Here is a 25,402-nt window from a genome sequence, read left to right as displayed (position 1 = left end):
TGCCAAGCTTTGTCCACCAAAAAACAGCCATCGCAGAGTGGCTGTTTTTATTTTAGGGCTGATATTTAGGCTGTGATGAGTGCAGTGGCGACATGACAAACCTTACAAATTTACTATGATTTTTATCTGCAAAATTGCTATAATAAGAGCAATTTTTCAATTTTAAAAAGCCAATCCTATGACAAACCAAACCATCCGTAAACCCGAACTTTTATGTCCAGCAGGTACTTTTAAAAATATGCAATACGCCTTTGCTTATGGGGCGGATGCCGTGTATGCAGGGCAGGCTCGCTATTCTTTGCGAGTGCGGAACAACGATTTTGACGAAGAAAATCTTGCCAAAGGCATTGCTTATGCACATTCTTTGGGTAAGCAATTTTATGTGGTGGTCAATATCCAAGCCCACAATGCCAAATTAAAAACCTTTATCGAAGACATTCGCCCTGTCATCGAGATGAAACCTGACGCACTGATTATGTCGGACGCAGGCATGATTATGATGGTGCGTGAGCATTTTCCAGAACAGCCGATTCATCTGTCAGTGCAAGCCAATGCGGTGAACTGGGCAACGGTGAAGTTTTGGAAACAGATGGGTGTGTCTCGTGTCATTGTCAGCCGTGAATTGTCCTTAAAAGAAATTGAACAAATCATCGCCGAAGTGCCTGAGATGGAAATCGAAGTGTTTGTCCACGGGGCGCTCTGTATGGCATATTCGGGGCGTTGCCTGTTGTCTGGCTACATCAATAAGCGAGATGCCAACCAAGGCACTTGCACCAATGCTTGCCGTTGGTCTTATAATACCTATAAGGCGACCGAGAATGAGACGGGCGATATTGTGCCAGCCACACCGCAAGTTTTCGTTCCTGACAGCAAAAACAGCGACATTGCCACCATCAACCTAAACGGCGATGTCATCATGGGTGATGATTATGTCGAAAAACCATCTGATGAAGTGGTGCTGATCGAAGAACAAGGTCGTCCAGGCGAGCTGATGGCAATGTACGAAGATGAGCATGGCACTTATATTATGAACTCAAAAGATTTGCGCGCAGTGGAGCTTGTGCCAGAATTGACACAAATGGGCGTGCATTCTTTAAAAATCGAAGGGCGTACCAAATCGCATTATTATGTCGCCAGAACTGCCCAAGTGTATCGCCGTGCCATTGATGATGCGGTGGCAGGCAAGCCATTTGACACAAGTCTTATTACCGCGCTTGATGGTCTTGCCAATCGTGGTTATACCGAAGGCTTTTTACGCCGTCATGTGCATTCAGATTATCAAAACTATGAATACGGCTCATCAAAAACCGACCATCAGCAATTTGTCGCCGAAGTATCGGACATTGTCGATGATAAATTGATTTTGCAAATCAAAAACAAACTAAGCGTCGGCGATGAAGTTGAAATCATGACTCCGCAGGGCAATTTGGTCTATCGACTTGAGCAAATGTGGGACAAAAAAGGCGAACCAATCGAGTCGGCATTGGGTTCTGGTTGGGTGTGCCAAATCAACAATCCTTTTAAAGAAATGGATAAAGAGTTATTAAAATTCGCCCTTGTGATGAAAAAAGTTGATGAGCCGATTTTTACTTGATTTTAAATCAAGAAGGAGTTGAAATGAATATCAATCCTAATATTAATGCCAATGCAGGGCGGCTGTATACCGCTTTGCAGGATAATAGTATTTTTATCAAAAATCAGCACAACGACATTGAAAAAGTGCAATTGGATTATTCTACTTTTGTGCAATTAAAAGAATTGCTGTCTGTTTTGTTACCAAAAGAACCAACCAAGTCAAAAACCTTATATGATGCGTGCATGGAGTATAAGGCAATTGGTGATATGGATTTTGACATTCCTGAATTTAAAGAGTTGCCACCAGATCTAAATAATTTGGAAACTTTATTTGACGATTAAGGAAAAAGCAATGATTTTACTTGATACCAATGTGATTTCCGAAGTCAGAAAAATAGAGCAAAATAAAGCCGACCCCAATGTAACTCATTGGGTCAAAACTTTGGACTTTTCAAAAGTTTATTTGAGTGCGATTGTGGTTGGCGAATTAAAATTTGGTGTTTTGTTAAAACGCCATAATAAGGATTTTGTGCAAGCTGATGTATTGGAAGATTGGCTAAATCATTGGGTATTTAAGAAATTTGACGGTAGAATTCTACCAGTTGATGAAAAGGTTGCTCAAATTTACGCCAGCCTAAATATCCCCAACCCAAAAAGCACCAATGACGCTTATATCGCCGCCACCGCCATCGCCCATGATTTAACGGTTGCCACTCGCAATGTAAAAGATTTTGATGGTATGCCTGTTAAATTAATCAATCCTTTTGAACATTTCATTTGAAAAACCTATTTTGAGAAACCCATGACTCCCCAAGACCGCATTAAAGAAATTCAGACCGCCTACAAAGAATGGCTAGAGCTACAAGCCAAACTTGAGCAAGCCCATCAAGACCTACAAAAAAGCACCGCTTTGATTAAGCAGATGGAAGAGTTTTATTTTGATGGCGAATGGCGAGAGATTTATGAAAAGATTGAAAATGGCTTGGAAGTGGATTTGACCACCGATGGCGAATACAGCGTGATGAGCGAGGATGCGCTGTGGAATGCCTTTCATGAACAGCAGGTTTTACTGTGGGATTTTTTGCGGACGGCAACCAAAGCTTTGGACAAAGACAAGCCTGAATTTTATAGCGAAAACGAATCATAAGACAAACCAAATGGCACTAAAAATCACCACCGACTGCATCAACTGCGACATCTGCGAGCCAGAATGCCCCAACGATGCCATCAGCTATGACCAAAAAGGGCAAAAAACCTATGTCATCAACCCCGACCTATGCACCGAGTGCGTGGGTTTTTATGATGAGCCGACTTGCGATAAGGTCTGCCCGATTGACTGTATCATCAAGGATCCTGAGCGTGTTGAGACGCCTGATGATCTGATGGCAAAATATAAGAAAATTTGGGGAAAATAAAATAGCCGCTTAAACAAGCGGTTATTTTTTTTGCGATTATTGCGTTACTTTTTATCGCATATGGGAATTATTTTATTATATAAATAATAATAATTTTTGTTTGCAAATTTATTTAGATTTGATATAATTGTTGTCAAGTTATTACTAAGTGCTAAGATTTTGATAAAAACTCTCCAAAATCTTAGCGTATTGCCAATCATAGACATTATGGAGTAATGTATGAAACACACCTTAAAACGCCTACCATTGGCAGTTGCCGTGCTGGGTGCGCTGAGCACGCAAGTGGCAATGGCGCAAGAGGAGCCTTCGGTAACTTTGGATGCTTTAAATGTTACCATTGACCGCCAAGGCACCAAAGTTAAGACCAATGTCGTAACACTACAAGAAAAGGACGAAAGCACAGCAACGGATCTGCGTGGGCTGCTAAACAGCGAGCCATCGATTGATTTTAGTGGTGGTAATGGTACTTCACAGTACTTGACCATTCGTGGTATGGGTCAAAACTCAGTGGATGTCAAAGTGGACAATGCCTACTCGGACAGCCAAATCCTATACCATCAAGGTCGCCATATGCTAGACCCATCTTTGGTGAAGATTGTTTCTGTACAAAAAGGTGCAGGTTCAGCATCAGCAGGTATTGGTGCGACCAACGGTGCGATTGTAGCGAAGACTGTTGAAGCTGCCGACCTTTTGAGAAATACTGACAAAGATTGGGGTGTAAAAGTAAATGCAGGCTACAGCTCGAATGATGAGCATAGCTATGGCGTTACTGGTTTTGGTAAAGCAGGTAATTTTGATTTCTTGGTTAGCTACAATGAAGCAAGCCAAGATAACTACAAGCCAGGTCGTAAAGAGGGTCGTAAGGATAGTAATGCAAAATCAGGTCAGTATGTCAGTCCTTATACCGCAGTTAATGAAAAACATCCAAGTGATGAAGTTGCTTTTCAGGCGATGGATAAAGAAAGCTATCTGATTAAGGCAGGCTATAACTTGGGTGATCATCGTTTCGTACTTAGCCATTTTAACACTACGAACAAAGGTGTGCGAAATGTTCGTGAGGAATTTGACTATTTTGTTGGAAATGAGGGTTTCTACCGCGAACTATCAATGGAGAACACCAATCTTGAATATACTGGCGGTGTTGGTGCTTTGGGTCGCGCACAAGCCAATGTGTATTTGATGAAAAATGAGCGTTTTTCTAACTCTGATGTGGGTAATGGCTATGCAGGTCAAGTGGCAGCTGCTAATACAACTTCTGTAAAAACAACTGGTGCTAATTTAGGTTTCGACAAACAGGTTAATGCTGACACCGTATTTAAATACGGGGTGAACTACCGCCATCAAGAAACCTCGCCAAACCGTGAAAATAATGGCAAATTGCAAACCACCGAAAAAGACGACATCGGTGTTTATGGAGAGGTGATTGGTAATGTTGGTGATTTCACCTTGACTGGTGGCTTGCGTTATGATCATTTTGATTACACCTCGGTGTATGGTAATAAAGCCTCTGATGGCGCTTTAAATCCGAGTGTTGGTGTGATTTATCAAGCGACACCGAGCCTAAGTTTTAGTGCTACTCATAACTATGCTACTCGTAGTCCACGCCTTGTTGATGCACTTTTGTCGGCAGGTGGTCGTTCAGCTGATATCGCAGAAGGTACAAAGGCGGAGCAAGCGAAAAACACCGAAGTAGGCTTTAACTACAATAATGGCAACTTATCGGTAGATGGTACTTATTTCTGGCAGAAGATTGATAATCTATTAACTTCTGGTGCTCGCCATAATCAAAATGATCCGGTGAATAAAATCTTTAATGTGGGATACGCCAAAAATAAAGGCTATGAAATCAATACGCGATATAAGTGGAATGGATTTACAGCTCGTCTAGGTGTGGCAGAGAGCGATCCACAATACTATAGCCAAAAAGCAGCTAATGGTAGCAATATTGCTTTTAGCAATCGTGAATTTGGTAGCACCATTGGTCGTACTTGGACAGCAGGTTTGGCTTATCGTTTTGCTCAGCCAAACCTAGAAGTTGGTGTTAATCATCGCAAAGTTGATGATGTCAAAGGTCAAAGTGCATGGCAAACACAAGTAAATGGCAATCGCGGCAATGACCTAAACATGACCAAATATGGTTATGATGTTACAGACATCTATGCTAACTGGAAGCCACTTAACAATGATAAACTCAATGTGAATTTTGCCGTGAATAATGTGGGCGATGAGTTCTATTATTCGCATTCAGCCATCTCTGGCTTGCCAGGCGTAGGTCGTGAATATCGTGTTGGCGTGAACTTCACTTACTAATTGTTATTTCTTAAGTTTTCTCCACCCACCCTGTCATTTGGCAGGGTGGTTTTTTTGATTAAAAGATTCTGATGAATCCACAGTCGATGAATAAAAATCACAGTACGAACAATGCTTGATAAAATAAAGGGTGTGCCGATAAAAGTACTGTTTTTCCACACAGTTATCCACAGATTTTGGGGATAAGTTTTGTTTTGATGAATGTGAATTTTACTTCTCATATTTTAGCACACGAGACACTGCTCTTGGGTGGGCTTTGTCATAGACTTTGGTTAGCGTGCTAAAATCCACTTGGGTGTAAATCTGCGTGGTGCTGATGTCGGTGTGTCCGAGCATTTCTTGTACCGCACGCAGATCGCCACTGGCAGACAGTATGTGTGAAGCAAAGCAGTGCCGAAGTAGGTGGGGGTGTAGATTTTGGGCGATGCCTGCATTGGTGGCGCAGACCTTTAAACGAAGCTGTATGGCTCTGGTGCTTAGGCGTGTGCCATGTCGCTCGCTGATGAATAGGGCGTCAGTATTTTCCTGCCATAGGTCTCGGTGGGGCAGGTAGATGCTGATGGCGTCAATGGCTTTTTTGCCCACAGGGACAAGACGCATTTTATTGCCTTTGCCCAGCACTTTGACTACCCCTGCCGTCAGGTCAATGTCATTGACATCAAGACTGGCAAGCTCCGATAAACGAAGTCCGCTACTGTACATCAGTTCAAACATCGCTCTGTCTCGTATCCATAGCCGAGCTTTGGCGGCATCATCTGGCATGGGCTGATCCAGTAGCTGAGCCATCATATCCACATCGCCGACTTTGGGCAAGGCTCTGGGCTCGGCTTTTAGGCGGTAGCCTGTGGTGGGGTTGTGTGCGGCTTTGCCGATTTTAATCAAATGAGCATAAAATTTACGAATGGCAGAGAGCGTTTGTTTGGCGCTGATTGCCTTAATGCCATCTTTTTCCAATCTTAATACCAAAAATCGGCTCAAATCCTTATGGTCAAACGCCAGATAGTCGCCTTGCAGTCGTATGTCTTGCTCAATGAAATTCATCAATCGCATCAGGGCGGTGGTGTAGGCGGTGATGGTGTGTTCGGAATAATTTTGCAAGGACAAATCATCAAGCCATGCCTGTGCGACCGCCCAATTCTTGGGTAAATCCGCCTGTGATGGGATGGGCTTTTCGGTGGGGGTAAGTTTGGCAAGTAGGCTGTTGAGTCGCATGGTGGTTGGTTTTGGGGCTGATGATGGGGTGGTTTAATGGCAAAGTTATCAGTTTTGTGGGTTGGGTTTGGTAAGATCAGTCGTGTAGGGTAGGCAAAGCCTACTATTTTTAGTGTAACTCTTTGATTTTGTTGGGTTTCGTGCCTCAACCCAACCTACATTGCTTTACCAATGATGCAGGATTTTTATGGCATTGCAGGGGCGAAAAATCTTTCGCCCCATATTCATTGTCAAGTTTTGGCTTGACGATCATTTAATGGACAAACCACTTAATCAATAATCGTCCGTCTCATTAGGGCTAAGGTTAATCCCTGCTTGGGCGGCAAGTCCATCTGGGCTGAACACCCCTTCAAAAACAAAGGCTGTCGGTCCTGTCATCATCACAGAATAGCCGTCTTGCCAGCGAATCGCCAGACTGCCACCGTATAATTGAGCTCTGATATCCACGCCCTCATCAAGCCAGCCCTCACGAATACCGGTTGCGACAGCGGCACACGCACCTGTGCCACAAGCTTGGGTTTCGCCGACACCACGCTCATAGACACGCAGGCGAATGTGGCGTTGGTTGATGACTTGCATAAAGCCGACATTGACACGCTCAGGGAAAGCAGGGTGATTTTCAATGGCTTTGCCTAATTTTTCCACATCGGCGGTCAAAACATCATCTACTTTGATGACGGCGTGCGGATTGCCCATATTGGCGATGTAGAGCTGAACAGGCGTGCCATCGACATTTAGGCGATAAGAGTTGCCAACTTTGGTGATGGCTTGTGGGGCAAATGGAATCTCGTGGGGTTCAAATTTTGGCTTGCCCATATCTACCTGCACCCAGCCGTAGCGGTCGGTGGATAGTGTGATGATACCACTGGCGGTCTCTACACGCAGGCGTTGTTTAAAGGAGAGTTTGCGAGCTTGTACAAATGACGCAAAGCATCTTGCGCCGTTGCCACATTGGGCGACTTCTGTGCCGTCAGCATTAAAAATACGATATTTAAAATCCACATCAGGGCGGCTGGGTGGCTCAACAATCAACAGCTGATCAAAGCCTACGCCCACATGACGATCAGCAAGCAGACGCACCAAATCAGTGGTTAGATTCATACGCTGAGTTACTAGGTCGATGACCATAAAGTCATTCCCTAGTCCGTGCATTTTGGTAAATTCAATAAGCATGGTCGTTCCTTTGTGTTGTTAAAACTAAGAATATTTCCTTTTCTGATGCGCGTCCTGCGTATGTTCCTATCTTACCATGATGTGCGATGATTTGCTTGATAAATTTGTTTTACTGTGTTTAAAAGATGGTTATGATTCAGATTGGCTGAGTTTAAAGTGAGCGTTGATGAAAGATGGGGTGAGGCTGCGCTTATAGGATTTTAAACATAGGACTTTAAACAAAGAATGTTAAAATTAACACAAAATTTACCATAAATGCCTAGGGAGATTGCGATTCATCCTTGCAAGACTGCATCGTATTTTTGGTTCGGTGTGGTCGTGTGATAAAAATCATGGGGCGAGAATGATTCACCCCATGATATGTATGAAATTTTAACCGAGTTTAACCGTTTTTCTTAGCTGAGCCGTTGGCTTAATTGGTGATTTTTTGACCTGATGGCACATCATCGGTGAGATTGATGATGTGCTGAGTCTCTTTCTCAGCCTTTGAGCGGTCGTTGGCGGAGACCCAGCGCACAGGCGTGCCACGCAGCTGCTCACGAGTAAAGCTCATCCAGATGGGCAGGGCTGCCACGCCACCATACTCATTGGCGCCCATCGGTGCAGGGTTGTCAAAGCCCACCCAGACGATCGTTGCGCTGGTCGGGTGCACGCCAGCAAACCATGCATCTTTGGCTTGGTTGGTGGTACCTGTCTTGCCGCCCACATCTGAGCGACCAAGCGCCAAGGCTTTTCTTGCTGTACCACTTGTAATGACTTCACGCAGCATGCCAGCCATCTCGTAGGCGGTTTTTTGGCTGATGACACGAGGGGCTTGCTGGGCGTTGGCATACACGGCAGGTGTTTTGGGTTGTAAGCGGTCGTGTAGCGTGCTGCCTTTTGTATCAAAGGCTGGCTCGGTCTGGGTGGTGTCTGTGGCTTGATTTTTGCTTTCTTCAAAAGATTTGGCGACGGATGCGTTCAGCTTGTCCAAGGCTTCATTAAAGCACACAGCGCAGGCTTGGACAGGGTTTGCCTGAAAGATGGTTTGATTATTAAAATCATAAATGCGCTCGATAAAGTAGGGCTGCACACGATGACCGCCATTGACCAAAGTGGCAAAACCAGTCGCCATCTGCAGTGGCGTAGCATCTGCCGCACCCAGTGCCAGTGCCAATGTCGCTGGCAGGCGCTCTTTTTCAAGCCCCATCATGTCAAGCGTCTGGCGAGCGTAGTCAAGTCCTGTGGCACGCAGCAGTCGGATCGATGGCGTGTTTCTTGATAGGGCGAGCGCACGGCGCACTGGCATGTCGCCAGTATATCTGCCATCGGCATTCTTAGGTTGCCAGCCGCCAATGCTGATGGCAGCGTCAGACACGAGGCTGCTTGGGGTAAATTTGCCTGTTTCCAAGGCGGCAGCATAGATGAGTGGCTTGATGATAGAGCCGGGTTGGCGATAGCCTTGGGTGGCACGGTTGAATTTACTGTGGTTAAAATTAAAACCACCAACCAATGCACGCACCGCACCGTTTTCAGGGTGGATAGAGACCAAAGCACCCTGAATGGAAGGTGGCTGTGTCAGTCGCCAAGCGGTTTTTTCTTCGTTGAGTGGTGTGACGCGCACGATGTTGCCCACCTGCACCATCTGGCTTGGAGCGCTAAAATAGCCGCCTGTCTTACCGGGTTCCAGTAAGCGGCGAGCCCAATTCATGCCGCCAGACCAAGCGACTTGAATGGTGTCGCCAGACTGGATTTTCGCCTCAAAGCCGCTGCCTGTTACTTTGGTAACCTGCGCAGGATACATGTTGTCATAATTAAGGAAATTATTTAAGTCACCAGATTCGGCTTCTGCGCCTTGCCAGCCATTACCATGACGAGTGTCATAATTTCGAAGTCCTGCGATGAGTGCTTGCTCGGCGGCGATTTGCTCATCGCTGCTGACAGTCATTTGCACACGCCAGCCGCTGTCCATGACTGATTCGCCATACTTCTCGACCAGACTATTACGGGCCATTTCCGCCAAATAAGGCATGTTCAAATCAAGCTTTTCACGATACAGATGCAGACCGATGGGTGCTTGGACCGCCTCATCATGCTCAGCTTGGCTGATGTGCCCGTCCTCCAACATACGCCCGATGATCCAATTTCGGCGAATCAAAGCTCGTTCAGGATTGACCACAGGGTTGTAAGCAGAAGGGGCTTTTGGCAAACCTGCAATCATCGCCATCTCAGCGATCGTCAGCTCATCTAAGGTCTTACTAAAATACTTTCGTGCTGCCGCAGCCACACCATAAGCACCTTCACCCAGATAAATCTTATTGACATACAAGGTTAAGATTTCATCTTTGCTCATCTCATTTTCAATTTTACGAGCGATGAAAAGCTCAGTCAGCTTTCTGTCTAGGGTGCGTTCTGCGCTCAAAAAGTAGTTTTTGGCGACCTGCATGGTGATGGTCGAGCCACCAGTTTGGGTGTCATCATTGGTGACCACTTCGGTCAAGGCACGCCCAATGCCTTTAACACTGATGCCACTGTGCTCAAAAAAGCTAGAATCCTCAGCCGCTAAGAAGGCATTGATCAGCTGTTTTGGAATTTGCTCATAAGTCACGGGCATTGAAAAGCGGTTGCCATACTGACCGATGAGCTTATTATCCGCCGTATAGATCTGCAAGGGCATTTCAAATTTGCTGGTGTCGATGTTTTTAAGATCAGGCAGATTTGGCTGCAAATACATCGCCATGCCATAAAAGCCGATGGGAAAAGCAAGCACCAAAATTAAAATCAAGGCAACGATGGCGCCAAGAATGCGCAAAAGAATGGGTAATAACGAGATGTTGTTGGCGTTTGAAGTGGTCTTTGTCATGGTGTCTTAGCTTGCCATCAAAGGCGAATTTTTATGAATAAGATGTGCCATTTTATCATGTTATGAAAAAAATGCCAGTATTGCACTCAAAAGAATAAAAAATATGTGCGTTTGGGTGTTTGATGGCGTGCCATTTGCCAAGCTGATGTGCAAGTATCTTTGGGCTTGGAATGCTCGCCAGCTTGGAAAATGCTGCTTGATGGGGTGGGGTGGTTAAAAACTATCGGCAGGCACCCATACTTGTCCGGTCATAAGCCTTCTTGCCGAACGGCTCATAGATACTTTACGAGCAACCCATTTGCCATTCACGCATTCAGATTGCCCACCAACAGTAAGCATGCCTGACGGGTGTCCAAAAGTAACTTCGTTCAACGCCTTACCACCTGCCACATCATTGACAATCGTCCCAACAATCGTCCCTGCCGTGCCAATCGCCACGCTTGCCGTCCCCATCATTGCGTGGTGCAGTTGTCCCATACTCATCGCCCGCACCAAAAGGTCAATGTCATCATCTTTGACGGTTTTGCCACTGGATGCGACATAGTCGGTAGGCGGTGCAACCCAAGCGATTTTGGGTGTGTGCTGACGGCTGACTGCTTCTTTGGCATCATCAATTAAGCCCATTTTGACCGCACCGTAAGCACGGATTTTTTCTAATTTGGCGAGAATTTCGCCATTCGTGTTAATGTCGGCTTGCCTTTCTGTGCCTGAAAGCCCAAGCTCGTGAGCGTACAAAAATATCGTGGGAATGCCTGCGTTAATCATCGTAACTTCAAATTCGCCCACATCAGGCACGGTCAAAGTATCCTTTAAATTGCCTGTGGGGAACATCTCGCCCGTGTCGTCCACAGGGTCAATAAATTCAATTTTGATTTCGCTCGCGGGGAAGGTTACGCCGTCCAGCTCAAAATCGCCCGTTTCTACCACCGCTCCGTCCTTGATGGGTACATAGGCGATGATGGTCTTAAAGATATTTTCTTGATAAATTTTGACGGTGCAAATGCCATTTTCGGGGATTTTTGCTTTATCAATCAAGCCATTAAAAATAGCGAATGAGCCGACCGCCCCTGTCAAATTGCCACAGTTGCCCGACCAATCAATCATCGCCTTATCAATCGCCACTTGTCCAAACAGATAATTGACATCGTGCGTGCCGTCCGTGCAAGGTGAGATAATCACGACTTTGGAAGTGCTTGATGAGCCGTTGCCCAGTCCGTCAATCTGCTTGCCGTAGGGGTCTGGACTGCCCACGACACGGAGTAAAATCAAGTCTCGTGCTTGCCCTGCTACTTGGCAAGGCTCGGGCAAATCCGCCAAATTAAAAAATGTGCCTTTTGATGTGCCACCACGCATATAAGTGGCTGGGATTGGGGTTTGCATTTTGATTACTCCTTACTTGTATTTTGTGAAGTAATTTTGTGTAATGTATTAATTAACAAATCCAAATGAGGGTCAAATTGACTGTTTATTTGCATCTCAAGTGATTTAATAGATTGCTTAATTAGATTTAAAAAATCTTTTTTATTTTCTTTGCTCAAGATATGAAATCTATCCTTGTATAACTCATGATACTCTTTCATTTGTCTGTACTTGTAGACATCATTTGGTGTTTGTCTCAATAAATTATGTGCCTTCTTAAAAAAATCAAAACAGATTTTTCCATCAGAATTTTGTCTAGCTTGTTTTATAAACAATCTAGCTTGTTGATTGTGTATATTATCAATAGAATACCCTATTTTTTTATCAGCCAAAGAGTATGCTTGGTCTAGGAAATTTTGAGCTTCGTCATATTTATCTGGAAATGTCATGAAAGCCATTGCATATTGAAGCCAAAAATGAGGGTCATATTTTAGCCAATCAATATCATTCTTTAATTTATCATAGTAGTATTTTAAATTATCTCTTTTTCCACTTTCGGGTAATATTCTTTCGATAAAAGAAAATCTCAAAACAGATTTAAAAATCTTATCTCTTTGATAACTATTATAAAAATCTCTTCTTCGTGTATCGAAATATTTGGCTAAAGTGTGCATTTCGTTCATTATTTCCCTGGGATTAAAGAAATTTTTAATAATCCAAGCACAAAAGATGCTTGATTTTCCAGAAATAACATTCTTTTCATTTGAAAATAATGATAAAAAGTATTTGTTGTTAATTTTTGAACTGTCGTAAATTTCCTTATTCTGAATAATCTCATCCAATAAATCTTTGTCCAAATTTATTCCTACAACTTTAAAAAAACATATATGAAATATTGTTTTTCTACTAAAAACATTAAATACTTCGCTTAGTATATTTTTGGTTTTATTTTTAACAACTTCGGAGTTTAAAATATCAGACAAAGCTAAAGATATTTGACTTTCGTAGTTATCTTTGATTCTTTGAAGCTTTTTTAAGTCTGTTAAATTGGCATTAGCACCCCACACACCCAAGCCATTAAATATAGATACAAGTTGATTGATTTCCCCAATTTTTAGGTAATCTAAATCCAAGCTATAATATCTATCTATGCCAATGTCATTGAATGATTTTATATTTTCTGATGTTCTGGCTGTTAAAAATAATTTAATATTTTTGGATTTTATTTTTATGAAATCTTTTATTTCATTTTTATACCTTATATAATCATCAATAATTACAAGAACTTTTCCAGATTGTTTATTTATGAACGATAAATCGTCATAAAAATATTCGAAATGTTCATTGGCGATATAAACATGATAATTCTGACTTGTAGCAATGATAGATAATTGCTCGCAAAAAACACTTTTTCCATTGCAAAATTCACTGGTACCAATAGCAATATCATAATCATTGTTGCTTAATGCATCAACTACATTATCAATATCTTCTCTGTAAATAGCATATTTATCAAAATTTTCATCGAGAACAGAATTCTTTATTGCCATCTTATTTAGCTTGCCATGTACCAAGAAATCCTTAATATCATCATCAGAAAAATACTTATCTTCATAGTCAGAAAAACTGCATAAATCAAAAGATGATACAATATATTTATCATTATTGGATATTATATTTCTGTTATTTTTAATAATTTGTGATATAAAATCATAATTTTTTTTAATTACTTTTCCGTATTTTGATAGTTTGTATACTTGTCTCTCATTGCAATTTTCTCCAACTATAAAATATGTTTTGTTTTGAAATACTTCATTTTTTGAAAATAAAATTTTTTCAATATCTAAATCGTATAGGGAGTAGCCAACAAATAAAATAATTGAACTATTATCCAAATCTCTTTTGAATAATCCATACCAATCAGATTCTAAAAAACCATCGGGAGAAACATAAGATGAATTTGATAATTTAAATTTTCCATCCAAATCACTTTCTTTTAGGTTATCTATAAATCCATTGATGTGAATACAAGTATTTTGTTGTTGGATATAATTAGCGGTCTTCATATCCATATCAATAGAAGTATATGGCTTTCCATTGCTTTTTAGTGCCATTTCAAAAACTTGGTCATAATTTGTGGTATAAACCCTACGCCAATCAATGGATGCAAATAGGTTTTGTTCTTCGCTACTTTCTTTGATGCTGTATTCTTTTTTCAAAAGCTCTATTAAAGCAGGTATTTTTTCTTTGTGATGAGATATTAATTTATCTGACACATAACCCAAATCTTCTTTATCTTCCTCAACAGAAATTAATTCTGCAATTTTAGCGGAAAGCCCTCTTGCCATTACAGGAGACCTACCTTCTAGATTTATTGCTCCAACAGAAAAACCAGCTCCAGTAAACAAAATTGCTCTGCCACCAATCAAGCCTTCAATAATTTCGTTTTCAAAGTTTTGTTCAGACATATTTAAATCCTCTTAAAAATTAAAACCAACAAGACGATTCTACCGCAAAATTGCCTTGCCTTTACACGATTGACAAATTTTTAGCTATCTAAAAATTTACTCGCAAACTCCCTTAACACGCCCCCCGCCTTATAAGTTCTCACATCACTATCACTATCCAAACGACATAAGACAGGCACGGTTTGGGTCTCGCCATTGTTGCGTTCAATGATTAAATCCAAAGTACAGCGAGCCGAGATTTCCCCTTGTACCGCATAAATTTCCGTACCGTCCAATTTAAGCGTATGGCGATTTTGACCGTTTATAAATTGCAATGGCAACACGCCCATTCCCACAAGGTTGGTGCGATGAATGCGTTCAAAACCTTCTGCGACAATCACTTCCACGCCTGCAAGCCGTACGCCTTTTGCCGCCCAGTCTCGGCTTGACCCTTGCCCATAATCCGCCCCTGCGATGATGATTAAAGGCTGACCCCGCTCCATATAGGTCTCAATCGCTTCCCACATTCGCACCACTTGCCCGTCTGGTTCAATGCGAGCCAGCGAGCCTTGACGGGTTGTGCCGTCAGCGTTTTTGACCATTTCATTAAAGAGTTTGGGATTTGCCAAAGTCGCCCGTTGTGCGGTCAAATGGTCGCCCCTGTGCGTGGCATAGCTGTTAAAATCTTCTTCTGGCACGCCCATTTTGGCAAGATATTCACCCGCCGCCGAATTTTTGACAATGGCATTGGACGGCGATAAATGATCGGTCGTGATGTTATCAGGCAAAATGGCAAGCGGTCGTAAGTTTTGTAATTGGCATTCTTTCGCCAAAGCCCCTTCCCAATAGGGCGGACGGCGAATATAAGTGGACTGTTCACGCCAATCATAAAGCGGACTGTTTGCCTTTTGCGATTTATCTAAATCAAACATTGGGATATAAATTTCACGAAATTGCTCGGGTTTGACGCATTTTGCCACGATGTCATCAATCTCATCATCGCTTGGATAAATGTCTTTTAGATAAATCGGATTGCCATTTTGGTCATTGCCAAGTGAGTCATTTTCAATGTCAAAACGAATCGTTCCTGCAATCGCATACGCCACAACAAGGGGCGGACTTGCCAAAAACGCTTGTTTGGCTTGTGGGTGAATGCGTCCGTCAAAATTGCGATTGCCCGACAACACGGCTGTGGCGTATAAATCTCGCTCTATGATTTCTTGTTCAATTTCTGGTCGTAACGCACCGCTCATTCCATTACAAGTGGTGCAGGCATAAGCGACAATGCCAAAGCCCAATTTTTCAAGTTCGGGTAATAATTTGGCTTCTTCTAAATAAAGGCGAGCAACCTTAGAACCAGGGGCAAAGGACGATTTGACCCAAGGTTTACGAGTTAAACCCAATTCATTGGCTTTTTTGGCTAATAATCCTGCGGCAACGGTGTTTCTTGGGTTGGAAGTGTTGGTACAGCTCGTTATCGCGGCGATAATCACCGCTCCGTCAGGCATTAAGCCGTCATCACGATTTTCTACCACCCCTGCAATGCCTTTGGCTTTAAGGTCGCTCGTGGCAACTCTGGCGTGCGGATTGCTAGGTCCTGCGATGTTACGAGTTACCTTTGATAAATCAAACTCCAAAACTCGTGGATACTGGGCATTTGTCATTTTATCCGCCCACAGCCCAACGGTTTTGGCGTATTGCTCCACCAATTTCACTTGTTCGCTTTCTCGCCCTGTCAAGGTGAGATAATCCAAAGTGTTTTGGTCAATATAAAACAGCCCTGCGGTTGCCCCATATTCAGGGGTCATATTGGCAATGGTCGCTCTGTCGCCCACCGACAGCGAGTTTGCCCCTTCGCCAAAAAATTCCAAATACGCCCCCACCACTCGCTCGGCACGCAAAAATTCGGTCAAAGCCAATACAATGTCAGTCGCACTAATGCCAGCTTGCCGTTTACCTGTCAAATGCACGCCCACAATGTCAGGCGTACGCATCATTGACGGCAAGCCCAGCATTACGCATTCGGCTTCAAGTCCGCCCACGCCCACCGAAATCACGCCCAAAGCGTCCGTGTGTGGCGTATGGCTGTCCGTCCCCACGCAGGTGTCAGGAAAGGCAATGCCGTCTTTAACCTGCACCACAGGCGACATTTTTTCAAGGTTGATTTGGTGCATAATGCCGTTACCCGCAGGGATAACATCAACATTTTCAAAGGCAGTTTTTGTCCAATTGATAAAGTCAAAACGGTCATCGTTTCGGCGGTCTTCAATGGCACGGTTTTTGGCAAAAGCGTCAGGGTCATCGCCCCCGTGTTCCACCGCAAGCGAGTGGTCAACAATCAGCTGAGTTTGTACCACAGGATTGACTTTGGAAGGGTCGCCCCCTGCATCGCTAATCGCATCACGCAGTCCCGCCAAATCCACAAGGGCGGTCTGTCCCAAAATGTCGTGGCATACCACCCGTGCAGGATACCACGCAAAGTCCAATTCTTGTTTATTGTCAATAAGCTGTGTTAAATACTCGCCTAATTTTGGGTCATCGTGTGAGTGGCGAACGAGCTGTTCGGCAAGCACTTTGGCGGTGTAGGGGAGTGTTTTGTAGCTGTCCGCCTTGACATCGTTAATCGCTTGTTCTACATCATAATAATGTAGCTCGGTGTTTGGTAGGGGTTTACGGTAGTTTTTCATTGCTAAGTTCCTTTGGCTGTGAAAAAATTTTTTATAAAAAATCTAAATAATAATCATCAAAATGCTCTAATTTTGGTTTATCAGCATAATCCAAAATTACTTCTGAGTTGGCAAAATAAGAATGTTCTTTGCACATTTCGCCAATATCATCATCAAATTTAAACACATCATAAAATGCCAATTCGCCATTTGGATAAAACCAATCGCAACGAAACAGTTCATCTTGAATAATCCAAACACCATTTTTTGAGTGCAATTTGATAAATTCGCCATTCACTTTTTTATAATCCGTCCAACCGCTCGCATTTTTATCGTCACAAAAATGATATTCACGATAAGCAATAATTTCGGTTGGGTCTGTACCAAATAACACATCGCAAATATGTTTACCTGTTTTATCGTATTCAGAAATTACATCCTGAATAATGGTATGGTTTAAATCCAAAATGGTAATCCGAATTGCCACATCATCAGAGTTACGATAATAAACGGCTTTGTGGTCTTTGTTATCACAAATTTCTATATTTAACATCAGAACTCCAATTTTAAGTTTGTTAAATTTAATATTAGAAAACCAATTCTATATAAATTCCCCTGTAAATAACAAGGTTTGCGAGCATTCTTTGGGTACTGGTTTTTTTGATAAAGTGGCTGGTTCAGAAGTTAAGCCATTTAAGCCAACTATATCGCCAAGCAATATTTTTTTATTTGATGTTGTGTTTATAATGCCAATGATTTTTTGATTTTCATCAAATAAAACTTTACTGTCATCATTTAAAACAAAAGTATATATTTTATTTTCACCATTTCTTGATTTTAATGATAAACAATTATGGTATATGATTAAATCCATACCATTTCTCATTTGTGCCAAATATTTTGGCATTTCAATAATATCTTTTTCGGTTAAATAAAATATTTCCTTATTTTCTGTTGGTAGTTCTATCTTTTTTACTTCTGCATTTTCAGTCGTTTTGGCATTTTGATTTGTTTTTATGTTGTCAATACCATTAGTTTGCTGACAAGCACCTAATAGCATTGATAAACACAATAAAAATAAAGAGATTGTATAAATTTTCATATATTTACTCCAAAACTGAATAATATTATTATATTATTCAGTTTTAATAGGTATGGAAATTAAAAAACTTCCCCTGTGAATAATAAAGTTTGCGAGCATTCTTTTGGTACTGGTTTTTTTGATGAAGTGGCATTAACTGAATTTGTGCCACTTAATCCAACCTGCTCACCAATTAAGAATTTTTTCTTTGACTTAGGGTTGGTTAAGCCAATAATTTTTTTATTTTCATCAAATAAAATTTCTTTTTCATCTGATAAAACAAAAGTGTATATTTTATCTTCATCATTTCTTGATTTTAATGACAGGCAATTATTATGGATAATTAAATCCATACTGGTTAGATGTTCTCGAAGTTCTGTTGGCATGTCAGAAATATCATCGCTTGTTAGATAAAATATTTCTTTATTTTCTATTGTTGGTTCTGCCTTTTTGATTTTTGTGTTTTCAACAATATTGGTTTTTTGTTGATTTTCTGCTTCATTTGGTTTTGTCTTATCAATACCATTTGTTTGTTGGCAAGCGCTTAACAACATTGATAGACATAATAAAGAGATTGAGATATTTTTCATAAAACACCTTATTTATCAAACAAATACAAGTAGGGTTTACGGTGGTTTTTTATTGCTAAGTTCCTTTGGCTGTGAAAAATAGAATACGCTTAATTTCAAACAATTTCCTGTGTTAATAATAAGGTTTCTGAACAATCTTTTGGCACTTCTTTCTTTGATGAAGTTGGTGTTACTGCTTTTGAGTCACTTAGTCCAATTTTTTCACTAATTAAAATTTTTCTTTTTGTGGATTTATTAAACAACCCAATAACATTTTTATTTTCATCAAACAAAACTTCATTGGTATTTGGTATTACCAATGTATAAATTTTTCCTTCATTTATCGTCTCAATAGATAAACATTTTTTATTGACTGTTAAAATAGCTGGAAATCTATGTTCTAAAAAAAGATTATCCTGTAAAACGATATCATCATTCAATAAATAAAATATATCTACTTTTTTATTTATTGAGCCATCAATGCTGTTTTCTGTATTGCTTTGAATACCATCTTTTGTCGCCAAATTATCATTTTTTTGCATATCAATATTGTTAGGTTTATGACAAGCGGTTAATAATAAAGATAAGCACAATAAAGAGATTGCGATATTTTTCATAATTAAACTCCAGAAAACCTACAATCGTAAGGTGCGTAATACGCACCAATCAAAAGACAGTTCTCTAAACGGTGCGTAATACGCACCTTACGCCCAAAAATAAATTTTGTGGTAACTTTAAAGTTCTTTTGGTATATAACTTCTAAACAATGCGTAATACGCACCTTACGGCTTATGGCTATAAATAAAACTGTGCATTTTAAAAACAAAGGCGCATTTTCCCAATTAAAAATATGCCCTTGTTTTATTTAATTACCGCTCATTCATCGGCACAAATGCCAAATTCTCAGGACCGGTATAATTGGCACTTGGGCGAATGATTTTACCGTCCGCTCGTTGCTCCAAGATATGAGCTGACCAACCTGCGGTGCGTGCAATGACAAATAATGGGGTAAACATTGCAGTAGGCACGCCCATTTTTTGATAAGACACCGCCGAGAACCAGTCTAGATTCGGGAACATTTTTTTCTCGTCCCACATGACCGTCTCTAATCGCTCGGCAATGTCAAACAGTCGCATATCGCCTGTTTCTTCGCTTAAATCTTTGGCGACTTGTTTAATCACCACATTCCTTGGATCAGCGATGGTATAAACAGGGTGTCCAAAGCCAATGATAATTTCTTTCTTGCTAATGCGTTCTTTAATATCGGCTTCGGCTTCATCAGCATTGCGATAGCGTTTTTGAATGTCGTAAGCGACTTCATTCGCACCGCCGTGTTTCGGGCCTTTTAATGCCCCAATCGAGCCTGTGATGCAAGAATACATATCCGAACCCGTTCCCGCAATGACTCGGCTTGTGAATGTGGACGCATTAAATTCATGTTCTGCGTACAAAATCAAGCTGATATGCATCGCCTTAATATGGCTCTCTGATGGGCGTTCGCCATGCAATAAATGCAAGAAATGCCCGCCAATGCTATCTTCTTCACTCTCCACGCTAATGCGTTTGCCATTGTGCGAATATTGATACCAATACAAAAGAATAGAACCAAGAGACGCCAATAATTTATCGGCAATATCACGGGCTTCACTGGTTGGCATACTTTCTCGCTCTGGAAATACACAGCCAAGCATAGAAACGCCCGTCCGCAAAACATCCATTGGGTGCGTATGAGCAGGCAAACTTTCTAATACTTCAATGACCCGAATTGGGAGTCCTCGCATTGATTTTAATTTTTGCTTATAGGCAATTAACTCATAGCGGTTTGGCAAATGTCCGTGAATTAAAAGATGAGCGATTTCTTCGTATTCGCAAGTTTTTGCCAAATCCAAAATATCATAACCACGATAATGCAAATCATTGCCCGATTTACCAACGGTACAAAGGGCGGTATTGCCTGCGATTTGTCCGCTTAGGGCGACTGATTTTTTGGGCTTAAAATTAGGGGTTTGTGGTAGGGTTTGAGCGTCTGTCATGATAAACTCCTTTTGTTTGACAGTGATTGTTAATTATGCTGGCATTGGCAAATTGGGCTAATGCTGGCGTGTGATTTTTGGGATTTTAACGATGATTATTTGCCTTTTTTAAACAATTCATCTAACTTTTGTTCAAAAGCGTGATAGTTCAAGAAATCGTACAAATCCATACGCGTTTGCATCGTATCTAATACGGCAGTTTGCACACCATCATCTTTTAGCGTCTGATACACATTGAGTGCAGCTTTATTCATCGCTCTAAATGCAGAAAGTGGATAAAGCACCATATCGACACCGACATTGAATAATTGTTCGGTGGTGTATAAGTCAGTTTGTCCAAACTCTGTCATATTTGCCAAAACAGGAATGTCTAACACATCGGTAAATTTAAGGTATTGTTCAATGTCGGTAAGTGCTTCGGCAAAAATCATATCAGCACCTGCTTCGGCAAAGGCAACCGCCCGCTCGACAGCAGCGTCTAAACCCTCTACTGCCAACGCATCAGTGCGAGCCATCACCACAAAATCAGGGTCGGTCTTGGCATCTAAAGCAGCTTTTAAACGATCTACCATTTCAGCAGTACTAACAATTTCCTTATTTGGTCTATGCCCACAACGCTTTTGAGTGACTTGATCTTCAATATGTACGGCAGCGACCCCTGCTTTTTCCATTTGTTTGATGGTTTGAGCGATGTTAAATGCGCCACCCCAACCTGTGTCAATATCTACCAAAAGTGGCGTGTCCACAGCATTGGTAATGCGTGTGGCGTCAGTCAAAACATCATTTAGACTGGTCATACCCAAATCAGGCAAACCAAAAGACGCATTGGCAACACCGCCACCAGATAAATAAATCGCTTTGTGTCCGACTTGTGTTGCCATCATGGCGGTATAGGCATTGATTGTGCCGACGATTTGAAGGGGGCGACCGTTTGCTTTTTCACTATTGATGGCATCACGAAAACGGCGACCTGCTGAAATACTCATTGCTATTATCCTTAAGTTGGCTGTGAGTGAATGAAAGTAAACTGATTGGTTAATTTTTAGTATAACGGCAATTTTAACCAAACGCCATAGCCAAATCTTTGTGTAAAATCAGCAAATCATTGCCAAAAAGATAAGTATTCAAAAAATGAATACTTATCGTCAAATTTTGGATAATTTAGCCCAGAGAGTTATGCAAAATGTAGATAATGGCAGTGATTTTTGAAATATTTAGTTACAAATTGATGATTCTTGGCTGATGTTCGATAGTTTTGGCTTGATAAATGGCATAAGTTGCATCAAGCAGGGCTAGGATATTGGGGTTTGGATTATTATTGAGCGTATTTAGATAAATGGGAAAAGTCGCATCAGGCGATTCTAGCGGCACATAGGCGATTTGTTCACGACGCACGCCTTTTAGGCTCATTGGCACAAGCGTAATGCCCTCGCCTGCCGATACCAAACCTAGGGCAATCTGAATGTCGCTGGCTTTTTGGGTGTGTGTCGGATACAGATGGCGTTCGTGAAATAGACGAAGTAGGGGGTCTAGCGTCTGTCCTTCGCCAAGAATCAAGGGTGTGCGATGATACAAAATCAGCATTTCATCAGCCAATACCGAAAAAGACAACGACCTTTTGGTCGCAAGTTTATGCTGACAAGGCAAAGCGACCATCAGCTTTTCGTGCCTTAAAAAAGTCTGGCGAATGAATGCATCAGACGACATAAGTCGCCCAAAGCCCACATCAATCTGTCCTGCTTTAAGAGCGGTGGGTTGTTCATTTGAGCCAACTTCCAAAAGTTTGATGGTAAGATTTGGCAATTTGCTTTTTAATTCGCCAATCACATCAGGCAATAAACCGTACAAAATCGACGCCACAAACCCAATCGTGAGCGTATCTGTGGGCGATTTGCCAAAGTTTTGGGTGAGCGTGATGAGTTCGTTTAATTCATTGACGCTTTTTTGGGCGTGCTGATAAAAGAAAGCCCCTGCTGGCGTGAGCGTCATTGGACGGTGTGTGCGATGAATGAGCGTCTGCCCCAATGCCTGCTCAAGCTGGGCAATGTGCCGAGATAAGGTCGGCTGCGACATATTTAGGGCTTTGGCAGATTGGCTAAAATTGCCCGTTTTGGCAATGTGCATAAAGGCGCTTAGCTGATGCAAATCCATTTAAAAACTCCATGATGAGTGTGTAGAGTAGCATAAAAGCGGTGGAGTGGAAAGGGCTTTTGGCAAGTGGTTTAAGTTTGCAATTTAGGTTGCTATATTGTTGCAAATAAGTTAAAAAAAATTCTAAAATTTTTGCAAAAGTACTTGAAAAGCTAAAAAATTATGCTATTATGCGATTCACTGGCTGATTTGTATGAGTAAATCTCTTGCGTATCGGCTGGATGTTATGGAATTTTAATAACTAGGTCTGCTTTCTTAATAAGATTTTGAGTGGTAGATTTTTAGGACATTAAGGTCTTAAAAGGATTTTATTAGGGAAGTGTATTTTAAATTGCTTTGGCAATTTACAAGGAGGTTACCATGTCACATGGTACAGATAAAGACGTCGCAGGCTACTGGAAAGCCAATGTGCGTATCATTATCGGCTGCTTGATTGTGTGGGCGATTTGCTCACTCGGTTTCGCCGTTCTACTTCGCCCAGCTTTGATGGGTATCACATTCATGGGTACAGACCTTGGACTGTGGTTCGGTCAGCAAGGTGCCATCCTTACTTTCGTTGCTTTGATCTTTTTCTACGCTTGGCGCATGAACAAGCTAGACAAAGAATTTGGCGTAGAGGAGGACTAAGCCATGAGTCAATTTGTCATTAATTTGATTTTCGTTGGTGCGTCTTTCCTGCTATACTTTGGTATCGCACTGTGGGCTCGTGCTGGCTCAACCGAAGAATTCTATGTCGCAGGCGGTGGTGTTCACCCTGTCGTAAACGGCATGGCAACTGGTGCTGACTGGATGAGTGCTGCCAGCTTCATCTCGATGGCAGGTATGCTTGCGATGGGTGGCTATGCTGCGTCTGCTTATTTGATGGGCTGGACGGGCGGCTTTGTACTGCTTGCCTTGCTACTTGCGCCATATCTTCGTAAGTTTGGTAAATTTACCGTACCTGACTTTATTGGCGATCGTTTCTACTCTAAGCCTGCTCGCTTGATTGCGGTGGTGTGCTTGATTTTGGCGTGTACCACTTATGTGATCGGTCAGATGACGGGTGCAGGCGTGGCGTTCTCTCGCTTTTTGGAAGTGGATAAGAACACAGGTCTTATCATCGCCGCCATCGTGGTACTGTTCTATGCCGTACTTGGCGGTATGAAAGGGATTACCTATACACAGGTGGCTCAATATGTGGTGTTGATGATTGCTTATATCGTTCCTGCAATTTTCATCTCACTAAACATCACTGGCAACCCAATTCCACAGCTTGGTATGTTTGGCATTGATGTCGAAAGCGGCATGACCATGCTTAACAAGCTTGATGCACTGGTTACTGATCTGGGCTTTGCGGCTTATACTGCCGATGTGCCAGACAAGCTAAATATGTTCCTATTGACCTTGTCACTCATGATTGGTACAGCAGGTTTGCCACATGTCATCATCCGTTTCTTCACTGTAAATAAGGTCTCTGATGCTCGTTCGTCAGCAGGTTGGACGCTTGTGTTCATCGCCTTACTATACACAGCAGCGCCTGCGGTAGGCTCTATGGCTCGCATGAACTTGGTTGAGACTGTGTATCCACAAGGCACGACTTCTGCGCCAATCGACTATGAAGCTCGTCCAGAGTGGATGAGAAACTGGGAAGCGACTGGTCTTTTGAAATTCGAAGACAAAAATGGTAACGGCAAGATCGACTACTATAATGACAAGTCAAAAGACGAAGCATTCTTGGCAGCTGCCGAAGCCAAAGGTCTAAAAGGCAACGAACTGGATGTAAACAACGACATCATGGTACTTGCCAACCCTGAGATTGCAAACCTACCAGGTTGGGTCATTGGCTTGATCGCCGCAGGTGGTATCGCAGCGGCACTATCGACTGCCGCAGGTCTACTCCTTGCTATCTCATCAGCAATTTCGCACGACCTGATTAAGATGGTTCTAAAACCAGATATTTCAGATAAGGGTGAATTGAATGCTGCTCGTATTGCGATGGTTGTCTCTATTGCGATTGCAACATGGCTAGGTATGAATCCACCGGGCTTTGCAGCACAAACGGTTGCGCTGGCATTCGGTATTGCAGGTTCATCACTATTCCCTGCGCTGATGATGGGTATCTTCTCAAAACGCATCAACAATAAAGGTGCGGTAGCGGGTATGCTGGCGGGTTTGATCTTCACTTGCGTGTACATCTTCTTGTTCAAAGGCTGGTTCTTCATTCCAGGTACAGCAATGCTACCAGATGATGCATCAGGCTGGATCATGGGCATCAACCCATTGGGCATCGGTCCTATCGGCGCACTCTTGAACTTCGTGGTTGCATTTGTTGTCTCTTATATGACAGCACCACCGCCACAAGAGATTCAAGACCTTGTTGAAAGCGTACGCTATCCAAAAGGTGCAGGCGCAGCGATTGATCACTAATCATTGTTCTTAAACCAAAAAAAAATGCAGGCTCTAGGGCTTGCATTTTTTATAACTGTATGAAAATCAAAGAAATTTTTATAAAAATGTCAAAAATTTTGCTATTAAAGCAAGTGTCTTTGTGATATAGTGAAAGCGATGTTTGTCTGTCGGTGTGGGCAGA

The 25,402-nt window shown here is 42.1% G+C and carries 21 protein-coding genes; 8 read left to right on the top strand and 13 right to left on the bottom strand.

Annotation, left to right across the window (positions count from 1 at the left end):
* Positions 1 to 178: 178 nt before the first annotated feature.
* The 6 genes from trhP (at position 179) to LU290_RS08430 (ending at position 5,300) form a co-directional block, all read left to right on the top strand.
* Positions 179 to 1,594 (top strand): prephenate-dependent tRNA uridine(34) hydroxylase TrhP, encoded by a 1,416-nt coding sequence (gene trhP, locus LU290_RS08455; RefSeq protein WP_277808166.1) that lies wholly within the window; start codon positions 179 to 181, stop codon positions 1,592 to 1,594.
* 23 nt (positions 1,595 to 1,617) lie between these two features.
* On the top strand, positions 1,618 to 1,917 hold the full coding sequence (locus LU290_RS08450) for a hypothetical protein (protein ID WP_277808165.1): 300 nt from the start codon (positions 1,618 to 1,620) through the stop codon (positions 1,915 to 1,917).
* Positions 1,918 to 1,927: 10 nt separating this feature from the next.
* Positions 1,928 to 2,356 (top strand): type II toxin-antitoxin system VapC family toxin, encoded by a 429-nt coding sequence (locus LU290_RS08445; RefSeq protein ID WP_277808164.1) that lies wholly within the window; start codon positions 1,928 to 1,930, stop codon positions 2,354 to 2,356.
* A gap of 21 nt (positions 2,357 to 2,377) precedes the next feature.
* Positions 2,378 to 2,722, top strand: a complete 345-nt coding sequence (locus tag LU290_RS08440) for a DUF4298 domain-containing protein (protein ID WP_277808163.1) — start codon at positions 2,378 to 2,380, stop codon at positions 2,720 to 2,722.
* A 10-nt stretch (positions 2,723 to 2,732) separates the two neighbouring features.
* A complete protein-coding gene (locus LU290_RS08435) occupies positions 2,733 to 2,990 on the top strand; it encodes a YfhL family 4Fe-4S dicluster ferredoxin (protein ID WP_277808162.1) in 258 nt (85 codons plus the stop codon).
* A 219-nt stretch (positions 2,991 to 3,209) separates the two neighbouring features.
* Positions 3,210 to 5,300, top strand: a complete 2,091-nt coding sequence (locus tag LU290_RS08430) for a TonB-dependent receptor domain-containing protein (RefSeq protein ID WP_277808161.1) — start codon at positions 3,210 to 3,212, stop codon at positions 5,298 to 5,300.
* Positions 5,301 to 5,510: 210 nt separating this feature from the next.
* Here the strand turns inward: LU290_RS08430 and LU290_RS08425 are convergent, their stop codons facing one another.
* The 13 genes from LU290_RS08425 to LU290_RS08365 all read right to left on the bottom strand — a co-directional run bounded on the left by LU290_RS08425 (position 5,511) and on the right by LU290_RS08365 (position 22,833).
* Positions 5,511 to 6,512 (bottom strand): tyrosine recombinase XerC, encoded by a 1,002-nt coding sequence (locus LU290_RS08425; RefSeq protein WP_277808160.1) that lies wholly within the window; start codon positions 6,510 to 6,512, stop codon positions 5,511 to 5,513.
* Between the two features lie 273 nt (positions 6,513 to 6,785).
* Entirely contained in the window at positions 6,786 to 7,685 is a 900-nt protein-coding gene (gene dapF / locus LU290_RS08420) for a diaminopimelate epimerase (protein ID WP_277808159.1), read from the bottom strand.
* 412 nt (positions 7,686 to 8,097) lie between these two features.
* On the bottom strand, positions 8,098 to 10,527 hold the full coding sequence (locus LU290_RS08415) for a penicillin-binding protein 1A (RefSeq protein WP_277808158.1): 2,430 nt from the start codon (positions 10,525 to 10,527) through the stop codon (positions 8,098 to 8,100).
* Positions 10,528 to 10,740: 213 nt separating this feature from the next.
* Entirely contained in the window at positions 10,741 to 11,907 is a 1,167-nt protein-coding gene (prpF, locus tag LU290_RS08410; RefSeq protein ID WP_277808157.1) for a 2-methylaconitate cis-trans isomerase PrpF, read from the bottom strand.
* A 5-nt stretch (positions 11,908 to 11,912) separates the two neighbouring features.
* The gene (locus tag LU290_RS08405) at positions 11,913 to 14,354 is read right to left on the bottom strand and encodes an SIR2 family protein (RefSeq protein ID WP_277808156.1); all 2,442 of its coding nucleotides are present in this window, start codon (positions 14,352 to 14,354) and stop codon (positions 11,913 to 11,915) included.
* A gap of 80 nt (positions 14,355 to 14,434) precedes the next feature.
* A complete protein-coding gene (acnD, locus tag LU290_RS08400) occupies positions 14,435 to 17,020 on the bottom strand; it encodes a Fe/S-dependent 2-methylisocitrate dehydratase AcnD (protein WP_277808155.1) in 2,586 nt (861 codons plus the stop codon).
* A gap of 31 nt (positions 17,021 to 17,051) precedes the next feature.
* Positions 17,052 to 17,552 carry a hypothetical protein gene (locus LU290_RS08395; protein WP_277808154.1) on the bottom strand — a complete coding sequence of 167 codons (501 nt, stop codon included), beginning with the start codon at positions 17,550 to 17,552 and terminating at the stop codon, positions 17,052 to 17,054.
* A gap of 48 nt (positions 17,553 to 17,600) precedes the next feature.
* Positions 17,601 to 18,101, bottom strand: coding sequence for a hypothetical protein (locus LU290_RS08390; RefSeq protein ID WP_277808153.1), 501 nt, complete (start codon positions 18,099 to 18,101; stop codon positions 17,601 to 17,603).
* 59 nt (positions 18,102 to 18,160) lie between these two features.
* Positions 18,161 to 18,670: a hypothetical protein gene (locus LU290_RS08385; protein ID WP_277808152.1), complete on the bottom strand. Its 510-nt coding sequence runs from the start codon at positions 18,668 to 18,670 to the stop codon at positions 18,161 to 18,163.
* 95 nt (positions 18,671 to 18,765) lie between these two features.
* Positions 18,766 to 19,266 carry a hypothetical protein gene (locus LU290_RS08380; protein WP_277808151.1) on the bottom strand — a complete coding sequence of 167 codons (501 nt, stop codon included), beginning with the start codon at positions 19,264 to 19,266 and terminating at the stop codon, positions 18,766 to 18,768.
* Between the two features lie 252 nt (positions 19,267 to 19,518).
* The gene (gene prpC, locus LU290_RS08375) at positions 19,519 to 20,682 is read right to left on the bottom strand and encodes a bifunctional 2-methylcitrate synthase/citrate synthase (protein ID WP_277808150.1); all 1,164 of its coding nucleotides are present in this window, start codon (positions 20,680 to 20,682) and stop codon (positions 19,519 to 19,521) included.
* A 95-nt stretch (positions 20,683 to 20,777) separates the two neighbouring features.
* A complete protein-coding gene (gene prpB, locus LU290_RS08370) occupies positions 20,778 to 21,668 on the bottom strand; it encodes a methylisocitrate lyase (RefSeq protein WP_277808149.1) in 891 nt (296 codons plus the stop codon).
* Between the two features lie 232 nt (positions 21,669 to 21,900).
* On the bottom strand, positions 21,901 to 22,833 hold the full coding sequence (locus LU290_RS08365) for a LysR family transcriptional regulator (protein WP_277808148.1): 933 nt from the start codon (positions 22,831 to 22,833) through the stop codon (positions 21,901 to 21,903).
* Positions 22,834 to 23,193: 360 nt separating this feature from the next.
* Here LU290_RS08365 and LU290_RS08360 point away from each other — a divergent pair, with 360 nt between their 5' ends.
* Positions 23,194 to 23,460, top strand: coding sequence for a DUF4212 domain-containing protein (locus LU290_RS08360; RefSeq protein ID WP_277808147.1), 267 nt, complete (start codon positions 23,194 to 23,196; stop codon positions 23,458 to 23,460).
* Positions 23,461 to 23,463: 3 nt separating this feature from the next.
* Entirely contained in the window at positions 23,464 to 25,239 is a 1,776-nt protein-coding gene (locus LU290_RS08355; protein ID WP_277808146.1) for a sodium:solute symporter family protein, read from the top strand.
* The last annotated feature ends 163 nt before the right edge of the window (positions 25,240 to 25,402 follow it).

Origin of the sequence: Moraxella nasibovis (assembly GCF_029581575.1) — a bacterium.
GTDB classification, from domain to species: domain Bacteria; phylum Pseudomonadota; class Gammaproteobacteria; order Pseudomonadales; family Moraxellaceae; genus Moraxella; species Moraxella nasibovis.
The sequence above is the reverse complement of the archived record's forward strand: the minus strand, read 5'-3'. Positions and strand labels throughout refer to the sequence as shown.

Excerpts from the sequence above, each read along its gene's own strand:
- trhP (WP_277808166.1), top strand. The coding sequence starts at position 179 with ATGACAAACCAAACCATCCGTAAACCCGAACTTTTATGTCCAGCAGGT.
- LU290_RS08450 (WP_277808165.1), top strand. The coding sequence starts at position 1,618 with ATGAATATCAATCCTAATATTAATGCCAATGCAGGGCGGCTGTATACC.
- LU290_RS08445 (WP_277808164.1), top strand. The coding sequence starts at position 1,928 with ATGATTTTACTTGATACCAATGTGATTTCCGAAGTCAGAAAAATAGAG.
- LU290_RS08440 (WP_277808163.1), top strand. The coding sequence starts at position 2,378 with ATGACTCCCCAAGACCGCATTAAAGAAATTCAGACCGCCTACAAAGAA.
- LU290_RS08435 (WP_277808162.1), top strand. The coding sequence starts at position 2,733 with ATGGCACTAAAAATCACCACCGACTGCATCAACTGCGACATCTGCGAG.
- LU290_RS08430 (WP_277808161.1), top strand. The coding sequence starts at position 3,210 with ATGAAACACACCTTAAAACGCCTACCATTGGCAGTTGCCGTGCTGGGT.
- LU290_RS08425 (WP_277808160.1), bottom strand. The coding sequence starts at position 6,512 with ATGCGACTCAACAGCCTACTTGCCAAACTTACCCCCACCGAAAAGCCC.
- dapF (WP_277808159.1), bottom strand. The coding sequence starts at position 7,685 with ATGCTTATTGAATTTACCAAAATGCACGGACTAGGGAATGACTTTATG.
- LU290_RS08415 (WP_277808158.1), bottom strand. The coding sequence starts at position 10,527 with ATGACAAAGACCACTTCAAACGCCAACAACATCTCGTTATTACCCATT.
- prpF (WP_277808157.1), bottom strand. The coding sequence starts at position 11,907 with ATGCAAACCCCAATCCCAGCCACTTATATGCGTGGTGGCACATCAAAA.
- LU290_RS08405 (WP_277808156.1), bottom strand. The coding sequence starts at position 14,354 with ATGTCTGAACAAAACTTTGAAAACGAAATTATTGAAGGCTTGATTGGT.
- acnD (WP_277808155.1), bottom strand. The coding sequence starts at position 17,020 with ATGAAAAACTACCGTAAACCCCTACCAAACACCGAGCTACATTATTAT.
- LU290_RS08395 (WP_277808154.1), bottom strand. The coding sequence starts at position 17,552 with ATGTTAAATATAGAAATTTGTGATAACAAAGACCACAAAGCCGTTTAT.
- LU290_RS08390 (WP_277808153.1), bottom strand. The coding sequence starts at position 18,101 with ATGAAAATTTATACAATCTCTTTATTTTTATTGTGTTTATCAATGCTA.
- LU290_RS08385 (WP_277808152.1), bottom strand. The coding sequence starts at position 18,670 with ATGAAAAATATCTCAATCTCTTTATTATGTCTATCAATGTTGTTAAGC.
- LU290_RS08380 (WP_277808151.1), bottom strand. The coding sequence starts at position 19,266 with ATGAAAAATATCGCAATCTCTTTATTGTGCTTATCTTTATTATTAACC.
- prpC (WP_277808150.1), bottom strand. The coding sequence starts at position 20,682 with ATGACAGACGCTCAAACCCTACCACAAACCCCTAATTTTAAGCCCAAA.
- prpB (WP_277808149.1), bottom strand. The coding sequence starts at position 21,668 with ATGAGTATTTCAGCAGGTCGCCGTTTTCGTGATGCCATCAATAGTGAA.
- LU290_RS08365 (WP_277808148.1), bottom strand. The coding sequence starts at position 22,833 with ATGGATTTGCATCAGCTAAGCGCCTTTATGCACATTGCCAAAACGGGC.
- LU290_RS08360 (WP_277808147.1), top strand. The coding sequence starts at position 23,194 with ATGTCACATGGTACAGATAAAGACGTCGCAGGCTACTGGAAAGCCAAT.
- LU290_RS08355 (WP_277808146.1), top strand. The coding sequence starts at position 23,464 with ATGAGTCAATTTGTCATTAATTTGATTTTCGTTGGTGCGTCTTTCCTG.